At 49.7% G+C, this 18,645-nt stretch carries 11 protein-coding genes and 1 pseudogene; 1 reads left to right on the top strand and 11 read right to left on the bottom strand.

All coding sequences use genetic code 11. The features are described 5' to 3' along the window. Positions 1–95: 95 nt before the first annotated feature. The 6 genes from J7E78_RS12595 to J7E78_RS12570 form a co-directional block, all read right to left on the bottom strand. Positions 96–704 carry a hypothetical protein gene (locus tag J7E78_RS12595; protein WP_215076500.1) on the bottom strand — a complete coding sequence of 203 codons (609 nt, stop codon included), beginning with the start codon at positions 702–704 and terminating at the stop codon, positions 96–98. 13 nt (positions 705–717) lie between these two features. Further along, positions 718–1,728 (bottom strand): flotillin-like protein FloA, encoded by a 1,011-nt coding sequence (floA, locus tag J7E78_RS12590; protein WP_215076499.1) that lies wholly within the window; start codon positions 1,726–1,728, stop codon positions 718–720. A 162-nt stretch (positions 1,729–1,890) separates the two neighbouring features. Then, on the bottom strand, positions 1,891–3,213 hold the full coding sequence (locus tag J7E78_RS12585; RefSeq protein WP_215076518.1) for an NfeD family protein: 1,323 nt from the start codon (positions 3,211–3,213) through the stop codon (positions 1,891–1,893). 283 nt (positions 3,214–3,496) lie between these two features. Next, entirely contained in the window at positions 3,497–3,940 is a 444-nt protein-coding gene (locus J7E78_RS12580) for a GatB/YqeY domain-containing protein (protein ID WP_017687237.1), read from the bottom strand. Between the two features lie 15 nt (positions 3,941–3,955). Further along, on the bottom strand, positions 3,956–4,129 hold the full coding sequence (rpsU, locus tag J7E78_RS12575) for a 30S ribosomal protein S21 (protein WP_005547957.1): 174 nt from the start codon (positions 4,127–4,129) through the stop codon (positions 3,956–3,958). 233 nt (positions 4,130–4,362) lie between these two features. Then, entirely contained in the window at positions 4,363–4,722 is a 360-nt protein-coding gene (locus tag J7E78_RS12570; protein ID WP_215076498.1) for a histidine triad nucleotide-binding protein, read from the bottom strand. A 46-nt stretch (positions 4,723–4,768) separates the two neighbouring features. Between J7E78_RS12570 and J7E78_RS29380 the strand changes: the two are divergent. After that, positions 4,769–4,951, top strand: a pseudogene (locus tag J7E78_RS29380) (cysteine synthase); the annotation flags it as partial. Between the two features lie 200 nt (positions 4,952–5,151). Here the strand turns inward: J7E78_RS29380 and J7E78_RS12565 are convergent. From J7E78_RS12565 to addB, 5 genes are all read right to left on the bottom strand, one after another. Next, positions 5,152–5,496 carry a hypothetical protein gene (locus J7E78_RS12565; RefSeq protein WP_215076497.1) on the bottom strand — a complete coding sequence of 115 codons (345 nt, stop codon included), beginning with the start codon at positions 5,494–5,496 and terminating at the stop codon, positions 5,152–5,154. Positions 5,497–6,010: 514 nt separating this feature from the next. Further along, positions 6,011–9,430: an AAA family ATPase gene (locus J7E78_RS12560; RefSeq protein WP_215076496.1), complete on the bottom strand. Its 3,420-nt coding sequence runs from the start codon at positions 9,428–9,430 to the stop codon at positions 6,011–6,013. Then, the gene (locus J7E78_RS12555) at positions 9,427–10,611 is read right to left on the bottom strand and encodes an exonuclease SbcCD subunit D (RefSeq protein WP_215076495.1); all 1,185 of its coding nucleotides are present in this window, start codon (positions 10,609–10,611) and stop codon (positions 9,427–9,429) included. Before J7E78_RS12555 ends, J7E78_RS12560 begins: the two co-directional genes overlap by 4 nt. 59 nt (positions 10,612–10,670) lie before the next feature. Further along, positions 10,671–15,098, bottom strand: a complete 4,428-nt coding sequence (addA, locus tag J7E78_RS12550) for a helicase-exonuclease AddAB subunit AddA (protein WP_215076494.1) — start codon at positions 15,096–15,098, stop codon at positions 10,671–10,673. After that, positions 15,095–18,598 (bottom strand): helicase-exonuclease AddAB subunit AddB, encoded by a 3,504-nt coding sequence (gene addB / locus J7E78_RS12545; RefSeq protein ID WP_215076493.1) that lies wholly within the window; start codon positions 18,596–18,598, stop codon positions 15,095–15,097. The genes addA and addB overlap by 4 nt, the downstream gene beginning before the upstream one ends. Between the last annotated feature and the right edge of the window lie 47 nt (positions 18,599–18,645).

The following is an 18,645-nucleotide window of genomic DNA, read 5'->3' as shown; positions in this document are numbered from 1 at the left end:
TCTAGCTTGGCTAGGCGCGCACACAGAAAAAGCCGTCTCCGGCGGCTTTCTGCTCACCAGAGACGGCTCTATTTCCGTCCAACAGCTTAACTTATTTACAGTTTTCCTCTTGTACCAAATGGTTGCTTGGAACGGGGGGGACCCAGCACTTCTGCCCATATCACTCCTGTACGAACATCAGCAGGACGAAGCGGAGACACACCCGATTCATCCGAGCTGGGTATATCCCAACTGGAATCAGACACAACAGGTTTATTCGCAGAAGAGAAGCGATTTAATCTCTCTTGAATCAAACGCTCCTGTCGTTCCACTTCTCTCATTTGTTGCTCAAGCGAACTTGTGCGAGAAGACGCAGCTGGCTCCGCATACGGTTGATCATAACGATCATCATGCTGTTCACTTTCATAATGTTCTTCATTATACGGGTTCTCATACCGGTCTTCATCATATTGATTCTCATACGGTTCATCGTAACGAGTTCCACCTGCAGTCTCGGTGGGGGCAGATTGCTGCCTTGAGGTCTGCGCTGGTGAACGATCGGACCGGTCTGATTCACCACTGCCTCCGAAGGTTGGCATCCCGTTGCCTGGGCGCTTTTTGTTCGGATCAGCCGATTTGGCCGCTTTCCCCAAAAAGGAGAAAAGCATAAAGCCGATAACGGCTACAATATACAGATTATCAAAAATCCATTCAAATAGGCCCATATGCACTCACCGCCTATCTTCCGTTTTTGGAATCACCCTGATCGTTGGAACTCGAACCTTCAACAGGTTTTCCTAATGAATTGCGCATTTGAGTATCTGCTTCAATATTTTTGAGGTTCATGTAGTCCATAACTCCAATTTTCCCACTACGCAAAGCCTCTGCCATTGCAAGTGGTACTGCTGATTCTGACTCAACAACACGTGCTCTCATTTCCACAACGCGCGCTTTCATCTCTTGTTCTTGGGCTACAGCCATCGCACGACGCTCTTCTGCTTTCGCCTGAGCGATTCGCTTGTCAGCTTCTGCCTGCTCGGTTTGCAGGAATGCACCAATATTTTTACCGATATCCACGTCCGCAATATCAATGGAAAGGATCTCAAAGGCAGTTCCAGAATCCAGTCCTTTGGACAAGACTGTACGAGAAATCAGATCCGGATTTTCCAACACCACTTTATGCGTTTCTGCTGAACCGTTGGTACTTACGATCCCTTCACCGACACGGGCAATGATCGTCTCTTCACCAGCACCACCGACAAGTCGATCGATATTCGCACGAACTGTAATTCTTGCTCGAACATTGACTTCAATACCATCTTTTGCCACCGCAGAAACAACAGGCGTTTCGATAACACGCGGGTTTACACTCATCTGTACGGCCTGCAATACGTCACGACCAGCAAGGTCAATCGCAGCAGCACGTTCAAATTCGAGTGGAATGTTTGCACGCTGTGCAGCGATCAGAGCGTTAACCACACGGTCAACGTTACCACCCGCCAGGAAGTGACTTTCCAGTTGATTCATCGTCAATTGAATACCTGCTTTGGTTGCTTTAATCATAGGATTTACGATCCGGCTAGGTGTTACACGTCTGAGTCTCATCGCGACCAGGGTAATAATGCTAACACGTACACCCGATGCAATTGCCGATATCCAGAGCATTACTGGGAAAAAGCTGAAAAATACACTCAATACGATAATACCTACTACCGCAATGAGCAAAATCGTGATCATAGATGTGTCCATGTAATAATCCTCCATTTGCAATTTGTTTTTGTAAAAACATGTCATGACAGACTTTCATGAAACCCAGCTGCTGTATTAAGTTGCTCCACCTGCGCTGGGCAGCTCCAGCAAAGTGGTTATGTACGCTACCAAAGCGTTATTCCACTTTGGCAACATAGCGGGCTACACCGGCAAAGCTTGCTGAACCACAATCCGGGTACCTTCCGCTTTAATCACAATAATCGGAGTATCGACGGGAATAAAATCTCCGTCGGCCACAACGTCAATTCGTTCCCCTTCAAACATCGCTGTGCCAGAAGGACGAAGCGGTGTCAGACTGATGCCTTGCATTCCAATCAATTCTTTACGTTCGGTAGCGGATGAATAGCCACGTTCCGCAGACAAACTGTCACTCAATATGAATCGATTCCATATCCCTCGATCTTTAAACAGTACTGCGATAATCGCAATGACTACCAATGCTGCTCCAAAAGCGATACCCAAGGAAATAAAGGCATCACTTGTATCATAAGCAGCCCTCACAACACCGGCTACAAGCGCAATTGATCCCAGAATACCCAAAATACCCATGCTTGGTATAAACATCTCCAGAATCATCAAGATGAGTCCGACAGTGAATAATACCCACGTCTCTGCTCCTGCAAAACCGGCAACGTAGTTTCCTGAAAAATACAGGACAAAACACACAATACCGACAATACCAGGCACTCCGAACCCAGGAACGATCAGTTCAATGGCTACACCCGCGATTCCGAGGAACAACAATACGGTCATGACAACCGGATTGGTAAGAAAGGATGCGATATTCTCTGCTGTCGTCCGTTCCACCTTAAATACATCACCCTGACTGTAACCAAGCCAAGCTGCCGCTTCTTCAGGTGTGTTGCTGATATGGTCAGCATAACCAACTTTCAGCGCTTCTTCAGCCGAGAGAGCAATAATTTCACCTTTTTGCTTGGTTTTATTGATCTCTGGCATTTCAACAACGATGTTAACATCCGTCATTCCAGCTGCGATCTTGCCATCACGACCACTTATCTCAGCTGCTCCCTGCATTTTGCTTTTCCAGAATGCAACAAGCTTTGGATCATCAACATGTTTACCCGTACTGTCCACCATTGCTGCCGCACCAATCATACTGCCTGGTGACATTACGATCTTATCTGCATTCAGAGCCAGAAAACTCCCGGCTGAAGCAGCATCTCCACGAACAAATGCAACAGTCTCAATCGGACTGTCCTTAATCAGGATACCCAATGCTTCCGCAGTGTCGACACGGCCTCCCGGCGTATTGATATCGAGAACGATCAGGCCAGCGTTCATCTTTTCCGCTTCCTTGAACCCGCGTTCCATGAACTTGCCAAGTCCCTGCTCGATTGGTTTGTCAACCGGAATAATATATACGGCGCCACTCTTCTCAGCTGCATGCGCTGACGGTGATCCAATCCAGACAGGAAGCAACAGCGTCAGCAACATTAAGAGCATCAATGGCCCCGTAAGCTTCTTCCGGCGCTTTCCCTTCACAATAGTCACCCCTTTTCCATTAATGTTATACTGTCCAGCTTATGGTATTTATTACGTGCAATGCAACATTTCGTTTCAAAATCTTAAAATTATATTTGAAATCTTGATCAATTGCAAGAATATAAATCCATAATAATATATATTAACCATTTTAAAGAAAAAATTGCTATCACAAGCACAAAATGCGTTCATGTAAATGGAAAAAACACCTTCTGACATGTCAGAAGGTGTTTATTGATTTGCTTTATTGCAGAAATTGTTGAACTGCTTGATTTACCAGTTTGCCGTCCGCTTTGCCTTTAACTTTCGGCATAAGGGCAGCCATGACTTTCCCCATCTCGGCTTTCGAAGAAGCACCGGTTTCCTGGATGGTCTGCTGTACAATAACTTTAATTTCTTCTTCGGTAAGCTGTGTGGGAAGGTACTGGATGAGTACTTCAATTTCCGCTTTTGCATTTGCCGCGAGATCTTCACGGCCCGCTTTGTCAAATTCTTGGAGGGCATCTTTGCGCTGTTTGATTTCACGACTCAGGATATCAAGCACTTCGTTGTCATCCAAATCTCTTTTCAAATCTATTTCAAGATTCTTGATCGTCGAACGAATCAACCGAATGTTGGAGAGTCTGAACTTGTCCTTACTCTTCATCGCTTGCTTCATATCTTCGTTCAATCGTTCGCTAAGATTCATGTAATTAAAATCCTCCTAAAACTTTCTCTTACGAGCAGCCTCGGACTTTTTCTTGCGCTTTACGCTTGGCTTCTCATAATGCTTACGTTTCTTCACCTCAGCCAATACGCCATCTTTAGCGATGGAGCGTTTAAAACGACGAAGTGCAGCATCAATAGTCTCGTTTTTGCGAACTTTAGTTTCAGACACCAGTTTTCCCTCCCTCCGACCAGACCGTCCAAGAGCAATAACACGGTTCATCATCTTACATTATAGGCGAAAGATAATAAAGGTGTCAACCTCAATGTAATGATCACTTATTTGAATCCATTTCATAACTCAAATGTATTATGAAATGAATTCATTATTATAAGCATTTGGTCACACATTCGTGGATTTAATACATATGACTAAATCCTCAATATTAGTACCCATCAGCTCGTTTATTTGTGAGAATCGGATAGACTTGTCAAGACGCCAAGTCTGGTACCACCCAACAAATGGTAATGCAGATGATGAACGGTTTGTTCTCCATCCTTACCACAATTGTTGATTAAGCGATATCCTGTTGCTTCCACGCCAAGACGCTTCGCCGCTTCTTGAGCAGCCAGATGAATCTCCCCGATTAATGGTAGGTCCTCTGCGGTCACTTCATTCATGGAAGCAATATGTTTCTTCGGAATGACAAGAACATGCGTCGGTGCAGCGGGCTGGATGTCATGAAAAACGATAACATGGTCATTCTCCAGTACTTTATTGGAGGGAATGCTGCCCTCTACAATTTTGCAAAATAAGCAATCCATAGTTCATACCCTCCTTTGTATTCCAATGTATGTATTCACTTCTATCATACTAGAAGTAAAAACCTACGTCCAATCTCTAGACACACAACAAGGTAATACACCTCTACTTGAATTAACTCGTTATCCATTACCGGAAGGAATACGCCTGTTCGCCAAACTGGAATTCATGAATCTTGGAGGAAGTGTGAAAGACCGGATTATCGGCAAGTTTTTATTGGAGAAGGCCTTGGCATACCCGTTGTGCCATCCGTTCATCATCGACCTTACACTAATTAGGTTCAAAAAAAGGTCATGCCTTACAGAAGTTCGCTTCTGCACAGGCATGACCTTTTTGAATATTCGGTATGTTGCCCGTTGTATTGCAATGACTGTCGCGATACATCAGGCTGAGACTCTGTATATGATAAGACCTCTTTAATTCATGCTGGTTCAATAGTAAGGTAAAAGGGTTAACGCTGTAAGCGCAAATAACGGGAGCACCAGTCGGTTAAAACGTCTACGGCCATAACCATAATACGGATAAGGAGTAGGGTAGCCGTATCCAGGATAAAATCCGCGAGTATGACCTATCGGATAGTTCGCCCCCGGCATTGCATTTGGACCCCAGTTCGCATGATTCACCACGGCTTCTGGTCCAACGGGAACCGCCAGGTAGATCATTTCGTCATCCACATTTTCCATAATGCCATCGTAGTGCATACCGTCATTCATCTGTACACATACATAACGGTGCATGTGTTCCTTGCACAATTTCTTTGCTTCCACCTTTTCCACTTGCCAACGCCTCCCTGATTCTGCTCTTGATCACCTTTTCATGGTATTCAGAACTGGGCGAATTGACACTACCAACGGGAAAACAAAAAAAGAAGCACCCCGTGAGCGGCTTCCTTGGAAGTCTGCTACGCGGACATCTATTCAGGAAACGTCCTGATCAGATGTCCGCCGGGGTACTTAAATAAAGTTTGTCGGCTTAACTGTAGTATAACAGCGGGATGAACCTGTATCTGTGATGTAACTCACTCCGCGAAGTTATAAAAGCAAGAAAAGAATTTTTTTACAAAAATAACATTCGGAAATATTCAGTTACTTGGGCTATAAGAGCTTCTATCGTTTATATTGCTGAAACTTGGGGTAGAAAGAAGCGTAATGCTTCCCTCTTTTCTCCAAGTCCTGCCGTTCAAGCCGTAACAGGTCGCATCCAGACAGATAAACATACATCCGCACTATATTTTCGGCATCCTGGCCCAAGCCCGGATTGTGAGCGGATATACATCATACACGTTTCCCTCTACAGGCTCTCCAAGACCACACGTGAGCCGTTTCCGGCCTCACCTGCCGGAATCACCACAAGTTTGCGCGGCAAGCGTGCACGCAGTTCAGGCACGTGACTGATGACACCAACAGCCAATCGGTCGTCATGCAATTTTTCCAAAGACGTAATGACGGTATCCAACAGCTCAGGGTCAAGGGTACCAAACCCTTCATCCAGGAAGAAGAATTGGAGTGGGTACTGACCTCGCAGCTGAATCTGGGCCGACAGTGCCAAGGCCAGTGACAACGAAGTCAAAAACGTCTCGCCACCTGACAACGTTGAAACCGGTCGTTTGACTCCCCCGTTGGCATCATCACAGATTACAAAACCACCACCGGAATCCACCTCCAGTGAATAACGCTGTTTGGTCAGGAAGCGCAGACGCTGAGATGCCGCATGACTAACCTGCATCAGTTGTTCTTCGGCAATATACTCAACAAAAGCATTGCCTCTGAACGCGGATTGCAGTTTGCTGAGCAGTTCGCCTTGACGGCTTACCTCCAACCGCTTGTTCTCCAGCTCGGTCCAGCGAACATGTCGCTGCTCCACATCCTCCAGATCACGTTCTGCACGTGCTTTGGCACGAAGGGCAGCCTCGTCCTCGATTCGGACCTGCTGCAAACGTTCGGTGCAGGCTAACCACTGTTCCTCCGATACGGCAGCACCACCCAGCTTCTGTTCCAGTTCGCGCAACTGGGATGCCAGTTCACGCTCACGCTCACGGTGCTGCTGGATCTCTCCTGCCAGTCGTTCTGCTTCCTGGGAAGGAATCGCCGCAGACACAACAGCATCATCCGAGTCAAACGGGGATTGTTCCAGCAATTGCTTCCACCGTTCCTGTGCCTGTTGCAGATATTCTGTTGCCGAGGCAGCTGCCTGCTGAGCCATAACGTCTCTCTTCGCCGACTCCTGTTTCAGCGTGTCCGCTTCTTTGAAGCGTTGTGCCGAGTCCGCAGCTGCTTTCCGCAGTCCATCCAGACGAGTCTGAGCCGCAGTAATCAGATCTTCTACCCGCTGCTCCCCAACCCACTGGCGCAAGCGTTCTTCCTTCTCGGCCAGCTGTTTGCTATTGCCCTGCCACTGCGTTTGCCACTGGATCAGTTGTTTGTCCAATTCCACCAGCTTCTGCTGGAGAGATTGGATGATTTGGTCTTTTTCCTCAAGGAACGTCACGCTTTTGTTCAGACGTTCCTTGATGTCTTCGGCGCGCGCATCGCGCTCCTGCATCGCCTGATAGAGGGCCTTGGCCTCCTCCTGAGCGATGCCCGGCAGTTCTGCGGCCCAGCGGCTCTGCAAGGCAGTCGCTGCGGCCTCGCTCTCGGCCAGCTTGCGCTCCGCCTGGGCGAGCCCGGCACGGCCGGCCTCTTGCGCAGCTGCCGCTTCCATGCGGCGCTGCTGCGCGCCCACAGCCGCCTGCTGCAACGCGGCGGCTTCGGCCTGGAGCGGCGCTGCTGCGGCAGCCAGCGCCTGCGCGGCTTCGCGCAGCGCAGCGGCACGCGATGCCCAGCCTGCCGGGGAGCGCCCGTGTTCGGGCGACCCGGCGGGCTCGGGCTCCGCAGCCGCAGGCGCGGCCTCGGCTGCGGCCGGAGCTTCGCCGGCCGCAGCCCCAAGCTGCGTCAGCAGGCTGCGACGTTCGTGCAGCTGCTGGCGCAGCCCAAAGCGCAGCTCCTGCAGCTCCGCGTGCAGGCTGCGCAGCAGTTCCAGGTCCGCATCGCCTGCGTGCGGACCTTCTCCCGGCGGCGCAGCCGGGAGCGGGTGATGCGGCGAGCCGCACACCGGGCATGGCTCGCCGTCACGCAGCTCGGCGCGCAAGGCGGAGGACAGCCGGTGCAGCTCCTGCTCGCGCATCGTGCCACGCAGCTGTTCCTCCGCAAGGGCCAGCAGGCTTTGTTCGCGGCTAATGTCCTGCTCATAAGCGAGCAAGGCCTCAAGACCTGCTGACGCCTGTTCTACCAGATGCTGACACTGATCACTCAGGCGTTTTTCTTCCTCAGCGGCTGCCTTCAACTTGTCGGCTCCCTGTTCTGCCGACTGCTTATAGGCTTGCATGTCAGCCTTATTTTGCTGCAACTGCTCTGCAGCAGTATCCACACGATGTTTCAGTTCAAGCGCAGCTTGAAGTTGCCTGCGTTCCTCTGTCTTCACTTCATTTGGCTTAAGGCTCTCCTGTAGTTCCTCACGCCGTTTACGTCCACGCTGCTGCAACTCCTTTTCTTTCTCAAGCTGCTGTCCCAGCGCAGTCTGTTCGCCTTGCCCCTGTTCCAGCAGCTGCGCTAGGCGCGAGCAATCGGTATGAAGCCCGTCCCGTTCCCGTTGCAGCTCTTTTGCTTGTTCGAGTTGCTCCAGGCGCAGCAAAAGTTTCGGTTCTTCCTCCGTCATTTGCTTGCGTGCCGTCTCAGCCTTCTCCGCTTCCTGAACAGCCAGACGCTCATGTTCCAGTGCTTGCTGATGAGCTGTCTCGGCCGTATCCTGCCGCTGCTTCTGTGTAGCCGTGGCATCTCGAACGGTCTGCAACGCAGGCAGTATTGCATCTGCCGCAACGGATTGTTTCAGCCGTTGTTCGCCTGCCTCTATCTGTGGTTCCAGTGCTTTCAGCTTCTGCTGTTCATCCGTCCGAGCCTGCCGTTCGTTACTTAACTCACGAATTTTGCCCAGTTGTTCAGCTTCCTTTGCAGCTTCATCCAACGCTTTGCGGGATAATTCAGACTGCTGAACAGCGGCTTGAAGAAGACGTTTCGTTTCTTCCAACGTCTCCTTGCTGGCATTGCCCAGTCCCTGTTGCTCGGCAGCAAGAGATTGGTGAACCATATCATTATCCTTGACCCGCCGGCTTAATTTGATGGCCAACTGGTCCCCATACTTCTCCAGATGGAATAATCGTTGCAGCATCTGGCGGCGTTCACTGCCTTTGAGTGACAAAAACTCGGCAAACTTCCCTTGTGGAAGCACCACTGCCCGTGTAAAATCATCCATTTTCAAACCGATCACATCTTCAACACAGCGATTCACATCTGCCAATTTGTCGGCAAGTACCTGCTCTTCACCATTAACCGTCTCTATGAATTTGCTGATCGTGTTACTCACCGAAACTTCATTATTTCGTTTGAAACGTCGCTCTACCCGGAACCTTCGAGTGCCTTCTGCCGACATCAGTTCAAATGTAAAAGCAACCGACAACGAATCTTCTGCATGATTCATAATGCCTTGCGTCCCGTTCACCGCGCGTTCCACTTTTCCGTACATGGCGAGTGTGATGGCATCGAGCAAGGAAGATTTACCACTACCCGTTGGACCGAAAATACCGAATAGTCCCGTCTCCGTCAGCACGGTAAAATCAATCTCCTGCATCTCCCGATAACTTTGCAGTCCGGCAACTTTTAATAGAATTGGCTTCATCTTTCCTCGACCTCCTCACGCACACCCGGCTCGTCTTCATCCACAAGTTCCAGGAAAAGCTGTACCAGGCTGTCTTCCGGCTGTGCGCCACCCGTCTGACGCTGATAGAATTTACGGAACAGTTCATGTACAGGTAGCTCGGATCGTTGTTCCAAAAGTCCTGCTGCTGCCATCTCGGGATACACCGGGCGAATATGAATGATACCTTCATGTGATTTTCGCAGCTGCTGAATCTCCTTCAGGGACATCGCCTCGTCCATCCACACTTCCATATCGATAAAAGCCTGCGGATCACGTCCTTCGTCCAGCCAGCGATATACTTCTGCCAGACCACCACGTGCCTGCCAACGCACAAGTGGACGCCCGGACGTTAACAAAACTTCCTCTACCTGTGCAGCTCCGCCCGGTGCCATATCAACCATCGTGACAGATTTGCTCTGTCCCGCTTCCGAGAAGCTGTAGGCGAGAGGAGAACCGCTATATCGAATCACACCGTCTCCTTTGACAGGCTGTGCACGATGAAGATGCCCAAGCGCCGTGTATTGCGCACCAGTCGATAAAGATGAAGGGTCCACCGTGTAGGCCCCACCGATCTGAATCGGACGTTCCGAATCACTCTCAAGTCCGCCGAGCACATAGATATGGCTCATGGCCAAGTTCACGGTATCCGGGCGAAAAGAAGCTGCCAGACGCTGCATTAACATGCCTACACGGTGACTGTATGCCTGACGAAGCACATTTTCGTCCCCATCTGTTGCCAGCAGTTCATTCAATCTGGCTTCAGAAGGATAAGGTAATGCGGCAATCTGTGCAATTTCTCCGGTTCGCTTCGCATGGATGGTCACCGCTTCTGAAGTAGGCATCCCTACGAGTGTAATGCCATGTCTGTTCACAAGTGGAGTTACAGAAGCTACACGTTCTGGCTGATCATGATTTCCTGCAATCACCACAAGAGGTCTTCCATGCTCCGTCAGACGCGCTGCCGCTTCATAAAAAAGTTGTTCCGCCGCTGCGGGAGGATTCACCGAATCATACACATCTCCGGCCATCAATATGGCATCCGCCTGCTGCTCATCAGCGACCCTGACGAGTTCATCAACGAAATCTTCCTGTTCACGCAGTCGGCTTCGTCCTTCCAGCGTTTTTCCCAAATGCCAGTCCCCTGTATGCAAAATACGCATCGTCCATTCCACCCCTCTCCCATATGAAATCCAAGGTTTTGAATTCCGATCCAGTTCTTTTACAATTTCACTGCATGTCCACCATCAAAAAAGTACAGCCATTTCCGGTCAACTTTCCGACCCAATATATCTTCAATGGCCCGTCCATACAGATCTAGCTGGAAGCGATAATTTTTGGTGAGTTCATCCAAACCACCACGATGATCCAATACCCGATCCGTCTTGTAATCAAGCAAGACAAGCTCGCCGTCCACCTCATACAGACAATCGATAATTCCCTGTACAAGCACGGTTTCATTTTCAATTGATGCTTGTATTTTGATATCTTCATTTATCGTATGCATATCTGAGTTCGCTGCCCGTTCATGTACCCACTCCACAGGGGACTGATGTGCCGGAAGTCCATACACAAAGGGAATCTCCCGTTTCACCCACGCTGCACGCAATAATTCTTTCCCTGGGGCTGTATTGAAAAATCCGGTCAGTTCTTCAGGTTCGATAGCCGCGGCATGATGGCGCAGCAAAATCTGGAGCTTAATCAACCGCTCAATCGTCTGTTCAATAAGATGTGAATCAACGGATGATCCATCTATAGGAAGATGCTGCATCAACGTATGATACACGTTCCCCCGTTCTGCCCCTGTCAGTTGCGTTGCCTCCATGAATTTCGGACGACGAAGATGCAGTTTGAAAGACGTACCCGCAGATCCCGCATCCGAAACGTTCACCGTACCGTATGAATCTGACCCTGATCCAGTCTCACGCTCGTTAGATTCACCGGATACGCCACGTAGTACATGGCCTGCTTCATCTTTGGTGTAATTGATCCCTGGGGTGTTCTGATCCAATAATGTCTCGGATTGTTCTCCCAGTTCCTCCATTACCTCTACGGACTGGATGTCCTGCATCGCAAGTAACGTTTTCAACTCCGTGACAGATGTACTGGCTGCTACTTGAGTTGCTGCTTCATAGGGATAAGTCCACGAAAGCCGCTGATTAACCTCACGAATCAGACGTGTCTGCTCTTCTTGAGAGGTTTCTGGATCTGCACCTTCATCTCCAATGTTTTGGTTAGCCGTATCTTGTGCACTCTTCGTCAGCTCTTCTACAGTTGAGGATGCAACCAACTTCACAGGCTGAACCGCTTTTAGTGCAGCAATTCGTTCTTTCCGCACCTCAGTCATCCCGTCTTCTTCTCCGAGTGTTTGATCCACCACATGATCACGGGATACCTGATCGGCGGAAATAATAGAAATCGCCCATCGTGATTGATCATCTGCAAGACAAGCTGAGAACGAATCATTGCTTCCAGCAAGTTCACGCAGCACAGCCGCATCTGGATGTCTCATCAGGGATGGTCCAATCCAGTCCAGGTAACTCCGTCCAGCAGCCAGCAAATAGTCTGGCAATGCCAATTCAGGGCTGTCCTTGACCTGAGACCACGCGAGCGCTTTTTTCGCGGCATCTTTTACGGTACCGAGCAGAATCATTTTCTCTTTGGGACGGGTCAACGCAACATACAGCACACGCATCTCTTCAGCAAGCAGTTCAAATTGCGCACGACGACGAATCGCCAGATTAGCTAATGTAGGATAGGCAACCCGGTTCTCACGATCCACAAACCTCGGACCAAATCCCAGTTCCTTATGCATCAGAAACGGTGCGTTTAAATCCTGCTGATTAAACATCTTGGATATGCCACCGACAAAGACAATTGGAAACTCCAAACCCTTACTCCGGTGAATCGTCATGATACGTACGGCGTTGTCCTGCTCACCAGAACTACTTGCTACAGTCCCGAGGTCTCCCCCGTTTTCCCGCAGTCTGGAAACATAGGTCAGGAAACGGAACAAACCGCGATTCGCAGTTGATTCCTCATATTGTCGTGCGCGATCGTACAATGCCTTAAGATTACTTTGACGTTGCAGTCCTCCTGGAAGACCACCAACCCAGTCCAAATAACCGGTTTCCCGATACATACGCCAGATCAGTTCACTTAAACTGCCTTGTCTTGCCTCAAGTCTCCACTGCTGCAATTGACGCATAAAACGAATTAACTTTTGCTGTAACTCCGAGCCTGAGATCTCCGTTATACCCAGATCCTCACTTGCATGTCCCGCAACACCAGCATCTTGCATTCCATCTGTCTGGACTGTATGCACATCGGATTCATATACATCGTCCAGGATCTCTGCCTCGACTGAAGCTGCTGTCTCCCGCTGTCCCTGTTCCATCTCTGACCAGGCTTCCGGCCATTGCAACTGGACGATATTGGAATCAGGATGATTATCCTGCCGGGATTGTTGTACAGCATTAGTGGAGGAATCACTCCACTCTCCCGCAGCCGATATAACCGCATCATAGAATGATTGTCTTTTGTCACCAAGCCGAATCTGTGCCAATTCCTCTTCATCCAGTCCGACAATCGGGGAACGAAGCACGGAAGCGAGCGGAATATCCTGTCTTGGATTATCAACAAGCTGAAGCAGAGACATCATGATTTCCACTTCTGTAGCCTGAAAATAACCCTTGCTCTGTTCTCCCCCAGCAGGAATTCCCTGCTGCCTGAATTCCTCAATCATGAGCGGAGCCCACATCAAGGTCGAACGCAGCAAGATGACCACGTCACCGTAACGTGCCGGGCGCATCGTTTGCAGGGCTTTGTCATATACATGAAGGGCAGGTTTGTCCGTATCCCCAACCATCTCACGAATACGCCTTGCGATCGCCCTCGCTTCCAACTGGGCTGTTTCCAGTTCGGCACTCTCCAGTTCTGCGGAGACCGATGCATCCCCATTCTCATCCGTACTCTCTGTCAGATCAGGACCACCACCCTGACGATCGATCAGCATAAGTTCAGGTGTATAAGCCTCATCACCAAGTGTTTCTGACGGGAACGTAGCCCCATATGCCAGTTGAGCTCGTTCATCGTAAGCAATCTCTGCCACACCTTCGTTCATGAGTTGCCGGAATATCATATTGACCGAATGCACGACTTCCGCACGACTGCGGAAATTTCGCGCAAGGTCAATACGTTGACCTGTACGATTCAGATGATTTACCACCATTCCATCCTCACGTGTGCTCGCTCCATACTGGCGATACTTGTTCATAAACAGACCCGGCTCAGCCAACCGGAAACGGTAGATACTCTGTTTGACATCACCGACCATGAATCGGTTACCCGGGTTTTCTCTGGAGATCAGTTTCACGATATCTTCCTGAACTGTATTGGTGTCCTGATATTCATCAAGTAACACTTCATCGAATCGTGAACGGTACTCCATAGCCGCATCGGAAGGCATCGACAGTTCAGGCGTTGAATCCTCATGTCGCAAAATGTGAAGGCAATAATGCTCCAGATCACTGAAGTCAACTTGCCCACGTTCCTGTTTGGCCTGCCGATAACGTTCTCCAAATGTACTAACCAACCTCGACAACTCCTGCATAAGTGGTGCCGCCTGCTCCAGCTCCTGCCAGAACGAAAACGCACTTCTTCCGAACAATGAGCCTTTCAGATCGGAAACAGCCTTTTTCGCAGCCTCACGGAGTTCTTTCACCTGATCCTGTAAAGCAGGGTCCGCCTGATCTTTTTTGCAGGGTTTCAGTTTGCCAAATGCAGCGGATTGAAACACTTCAGGCAACCTTTCCCATGGCATAACCTGGGCCGCAGACAACAGTTCTTCTACCATCATCAGATCTTCTTTTAACGTATCTGCATACGGTGCAGGGCCTTCAGGCTGCATGGAAATATGGATGCCTTGGCGAAGCAGTCCTGCTGCACCACTTAAAGCAAGAGCAGCATCACGCATAATACTCTGAACCCATGCTGAATGCCCCAGCTCCTCCACACTCTCCACCTGAAAAGCGGATGCCATCTCTGAGAGCCAATGATCCGGCCAGGAATGGCTGCGGGAGAAATCATACAAGCGTTGCACCAGTCGATGCATCGCATCATCATTTCGTTCTCCACTGAACCAGTCCACCAATTCGCGGAATGTACTCCCTTCATCTTCTTCGCCATACTTTTCCTCAAATAGTTCTTCAAGCAGTTCCTGCCGCATGATTTCCGCTTCATTTTCATTCAGGATACGGAAAGCCGGGTTGAGCGGAATTTGCTGATAGTACCGGCGAATGACTTCCATACAGAATGAATGCAACGTTGTAATAGATGCCCGTCCAAGCAGCGACAGCTGCTTACGCAGATGCTCTTCTCCAGGCTGTTCTTCCAGCGCACGTTCCAACGCTTCCCGAATCCGTTGTTTCATCTCGGCGGCGGCCGCTTTGGTAAACGTAGCTACAAGCAAACGATCCACACTAAATCCTTGGGAGGGATCTGCGATCTTGCGAATAATTCGTTCAACCAATACGGCTGTCTTGCCCGATCCCGCTGCAGCGGCAACCAGGATGTCTTCTCCGCTTTCGGAAATCGCACTCCACTGGTCATCACTCCAGAAGCTTCCTTCCGGTTTGGGCATATTCGTCATGATGTTTCCCCTCCCTTGGTGTGAGATAACATATCCCATATCTGCTGTTTGCCCGGTTTGGACAACAGATTATATTCATTGCCTTCTATATTCTCATCAAACTGACAAACAGGCTTATATGGACAGAACGTGCACGCCACTTCCTGCTGGATACGATAAGGCTCGATCGCCACATCCCCATCCGTAATTCGGGTACCAATCTCGCGAATATTACTGCGAACCGAAGCAAGCAGCGTATCCCATTGCTCTGGCGTAGCTACAGCGGCGCTGCTATAAAAGCTTCCGTCCGCCTTAAGGGCAACCGGAATAATGGCTGAATAGCCCTTATCCAGGGTGTTGTCCATTTGTGCAATTGCATCCCGGTCCGCCAACAGCAAACCTTTCATTTTGAACCGTTTCAACAGTTCTTGTCCTGCCTGCTCTGATGTCATGCCGTTTGCGGATTGCAACAGCGGGTTATGCACATGGAAATACAACGTTCCTCCCGGTATCGCCGTTTCCCCAAGCCATTCCTCGGCAGCACTAAGCAGCACCTCCAGATAGGTGAGCATTTGCAATGACAGACCATAGTACACTTCATGCAGCTTAAGGTCCGTCTGGCTTGATTTATAGTCAATGACACGCAAGAGCAGACCATTCTCTCCTTCTGCCACATCTACACGGTCAATCCGACCCACAATCTCCATCACACAACCGTTCTCCAGTTCAAAACGCAGTGGCGGCAGTGTTTTATCCGGTCCAAAATCAAGCTCCAGCCCAATCGGTTCAAAACTTCCACGTCTTGACTGTTCACCGAGAATAACGGATGCACGACTAACAATGTCCTTCAATTTGCGGAAAATATAACCGTATCGCTTGGTACTTAGCAAAATCTCCCCTTGCAACTGTGGTGCAATCTGCTCAACCGTTTGCTCGGCTTCCTTACGGCATTGGTCTGGAGTCAAGCTGCCCCAACTACGATTTTCTTCACGCAACCGCATAGCCAGCTGGCTTAGTGCAGCATGAAACAGTTGTCCGATATCAGGAGCCTGCAGGCGGTACAATTGCCGTTCTTTGAGACGCAGCCCGTGGGAAGCAAAATGGGAGAACGGACAAGCTACGAAACGTTCCATTCGCGAGACACTCGTCCTTACCTCTGTGCCATACAGTCTACGACTGGTGGCTGTTCGTAGTGGCAATGCCCGATTACGATAAAAGATCGATCCCATCAACCGCTCCAGCTGAGGTCTGCTTGTCTCCCGAGATACATGCCAGTTGTAGACTGCCCACCACATTTTAGGAATGTCTTCTCCACGGCGCCATTTGCGCAATTGTCCAATGAGCGTAGACAGACTCTGACCCGGATGGGTGACATAGGACCAATGCGCTTCTTCCGAGTTCGCAACTGGTGGTTGAGCGAGCAATGGCTGTTCATGTAGACCAAACATTTTCCGTACATGGCGGACAATCTCGGAAGGAAGCAGTGTTTTCCCCTCATCATCAGCAACCGGATAACTCAGCCACAACTGGCTACTTGCCGCTGTAAGTGCCGTGTAGATCAGAAAACGTTCATCCAGCATCTGTCTTGTTGCACCTGGCCCAAGCGCCATGCCTCGTTCCGTCAGTAACGCTCTCTCCAGTTCCGTTAATACACCATCATCCTGAGGTACGGCGGGTAATTCACCATCAACGGCGCCAAGGATAAATACGTATTTGATGTCCTGAAGACGTGTACGGTCCATGGAACCAACCAATACCTGATCAAGCGCTGGTGGTACCAGACCCAGCTTCAGTTCCGTCAATCCGGTCTCGATCATCCCGGCAAACAGCGTGATATCCAGCCGTTCATTCCCCATCATATCGACCATCTGATCCAATATATCCAGCACAGCTCCCCACATCTGCCGATGTTCTCTCGACCGTTCGGGGTCACCTTGAGACTTAGCTTCAGCAGACATATGTTCCAACTTCCATGGGATTTCGGCATCTTCCAGCAGTCTGTATAATGCCTCGCATTGGGCTTTGGCTGTCTTTGCCTTTTTCATCCGTTTCTCAAAAACACCCAAGGAATCTGTAATGACCGTTCGGCAGCTCTCCATTAAGGAAAGCATTTGGTCCCGTCCCCGACTACGGCCATCCTGACCGTTGTCTTCCAGCGACAGACTTGGTACATACTTCCACGGTTTGCCGTCAGTCCAGCGGTACCCGTGAATACCACAAGCCAGTACATAATTCTCAAGCTGGTCCATATCTTCACGAGTGATGGAACCATCACGCGGAAGCAGCAGGTCCGTTTTGACACAGCGAAATACATCCTCGTAACGCCAGTGGCGCCGAACAATATCCAGTGCGGAACGGATAAATTCGGATAATGGATGATGAAGTTCATTTCTTCTGCGGTCCAGAAAGACGGGTACGTCATAATCCCTGAATAGAGGTTCAGCTATATCAGCGTAGGTATCCAACTGACGAACAAGTACCGCCATATCCCGATAACGCGCACCTTCGTTTTGTGCCAGGCGCCGCATCTCACGCAGTGCTCCCTCCATCTCAGCTCGTCGGTTCTCCGCCGCAACCAGTCGGATTCCGGAATCAAGGCCATCACTTTTCCAACGAATTCGGCGGTCAAAACCAGCCTCCAGATGAGCAAGTCCCGGACGATCCTTGTATCTCGGTGGAATCTCCGAATCTAGCACGGTTATATCGCTCGGTACACCCAGTTCGTCAGCCATCCCTTTCAGGCGCGCGTAGGCACTCGCCGTGGGATAGAACAGTTCCAGTTCTCCAGGCAGAGCCCCGTGATCATAAGGACGATCCAATGTCAGTGCAATCGTCACGGAAGACGACTGTAACATCAGCCTACCGATCACACTCATCTCCTGTGGTGTGAATCCATGAAAACCATCAATCCAGATCTGGGCATCCTGCAGCAATGCACTTTCCGACAAACGATCTGTCAGCTCAGTCAACGTATCTTCATCATCAATATATAAATTGGTCAGTTCCTGTTCATAGTCACGATATATCAGATTCAAGTCATGCAACTTGTCCTCCAGAATTGGCGAAGTAGATGAGGTATTCCCTCCAGACAGCCCTTCTTCCAGCAATGATGGATCAACTTCATAACGTTTAAATTCACTATATAAGTCATTTAATTCCCCTATAAAACCCAGCTGGCTGCCGGATGCACCAAACAGCTTCAATTCATCCTTACGACGCTGGATGACTTTGTAGAGCAGCATCTTTTTGCCTTCGGCTCCGATCGGAATACGAGCAGAACCACCTGCTTCCTGCATTACGCGGTAGGCTAAACGGCGAAAGCCGAGCACTTCTGCCCGCATCGTACCTTTAATTGCTCCAGAAGATACCAATGCCTGCTCTGTTCGAAAAGAACTCTGTTCGGGAACGAGTAAAATCAAAGGTGTGCCTTGCGGTTCTTGTTGAAGCAGGGATGTAATTTCCCGGGTAATCAGCGAGCTTTTTCCGCTGCCTGCCCGGCCAATAACAAAACGAACGGACATGTCTAATCCTCCAAACCACACGTACAAGATTTTAATTCCCAGTATAA

It is taken from the genome of Paenibacillus polymyxa (genome assembly GCF_018614975.1).
GTDB classification, from domain to species: Bacteria; Bacillota; Bacilli; order Paenibacillales; family Paenibacillaceae; genus Paenibacillus; species Paenibacillus polymyxa_E.
The sequence above is the reverse complement of the archived record's forward strand: the minus strand, read 5'-3'. Positions and strand labels throughout refer to the sequence as shown.

Coding starts and splice junctions, on each gene's coding strand:
- J7E78_RS12595 (WP_215076500.1), bottom strand. CDS start 704: ATGGGCCTATTTGAATGGATTTTTGATAATCTGTATATTGTAGCCGTT.
- floA (WP_215076499.1), bottom strand. CDS start 1,728: ATGGACACATCTATGATCACGATTTTGCTCATTGCGGTAGTAGGTATT.
- J7E78_RS12585 (WP_215076518.1), bottom strand. CDS start 3,213: ATGCTCTTAATGTTGCTGACGCTGTTGCTTCCTGTCTGGATTGGATCA.
- J7E78_RS12580 (WP_017687237.1), bottom strand. CDS start 3,940: ATGAATCTTAGCGAACGATTGAACGAAGATATGAAGCAAGCGATGAAG.
- J7E78_RS12570 (WP_215076498.1), bottom strand. CDS start 4,722: ATGGATTGCTTATTTTGCAAAATTGTAGAGGGCAGCATTCCCTCCAAT.
- J7E78_RS12560 (WP_215076496.1), bottom strand. CDS start 9,430: ATGAAGCCAATTCTATTAAAAGTTGCCGGACTGCAAAGTTATCGGGAG.
- J7E78_RS12555 (WP_215076495.1), bottom strand. CDS start 10,611: ATGCGTATTTTGCATACAGGGGACTGGCATTTGGGAAAAACGCTGGAA.
- addA (WP_215076494.1), bottom strand. CDS start 15,098: ATGACGAATATGCCCAAACCGGAAGGAAGCTTCTGGAGTGATGACCAG.
- addB (WP_215076493.1), bottom strand. CDS start 18,598: ATGTCCGTTCGTTTTGTTATTGGCCGGGCAGGCAGCGGAAAAAGCTCG.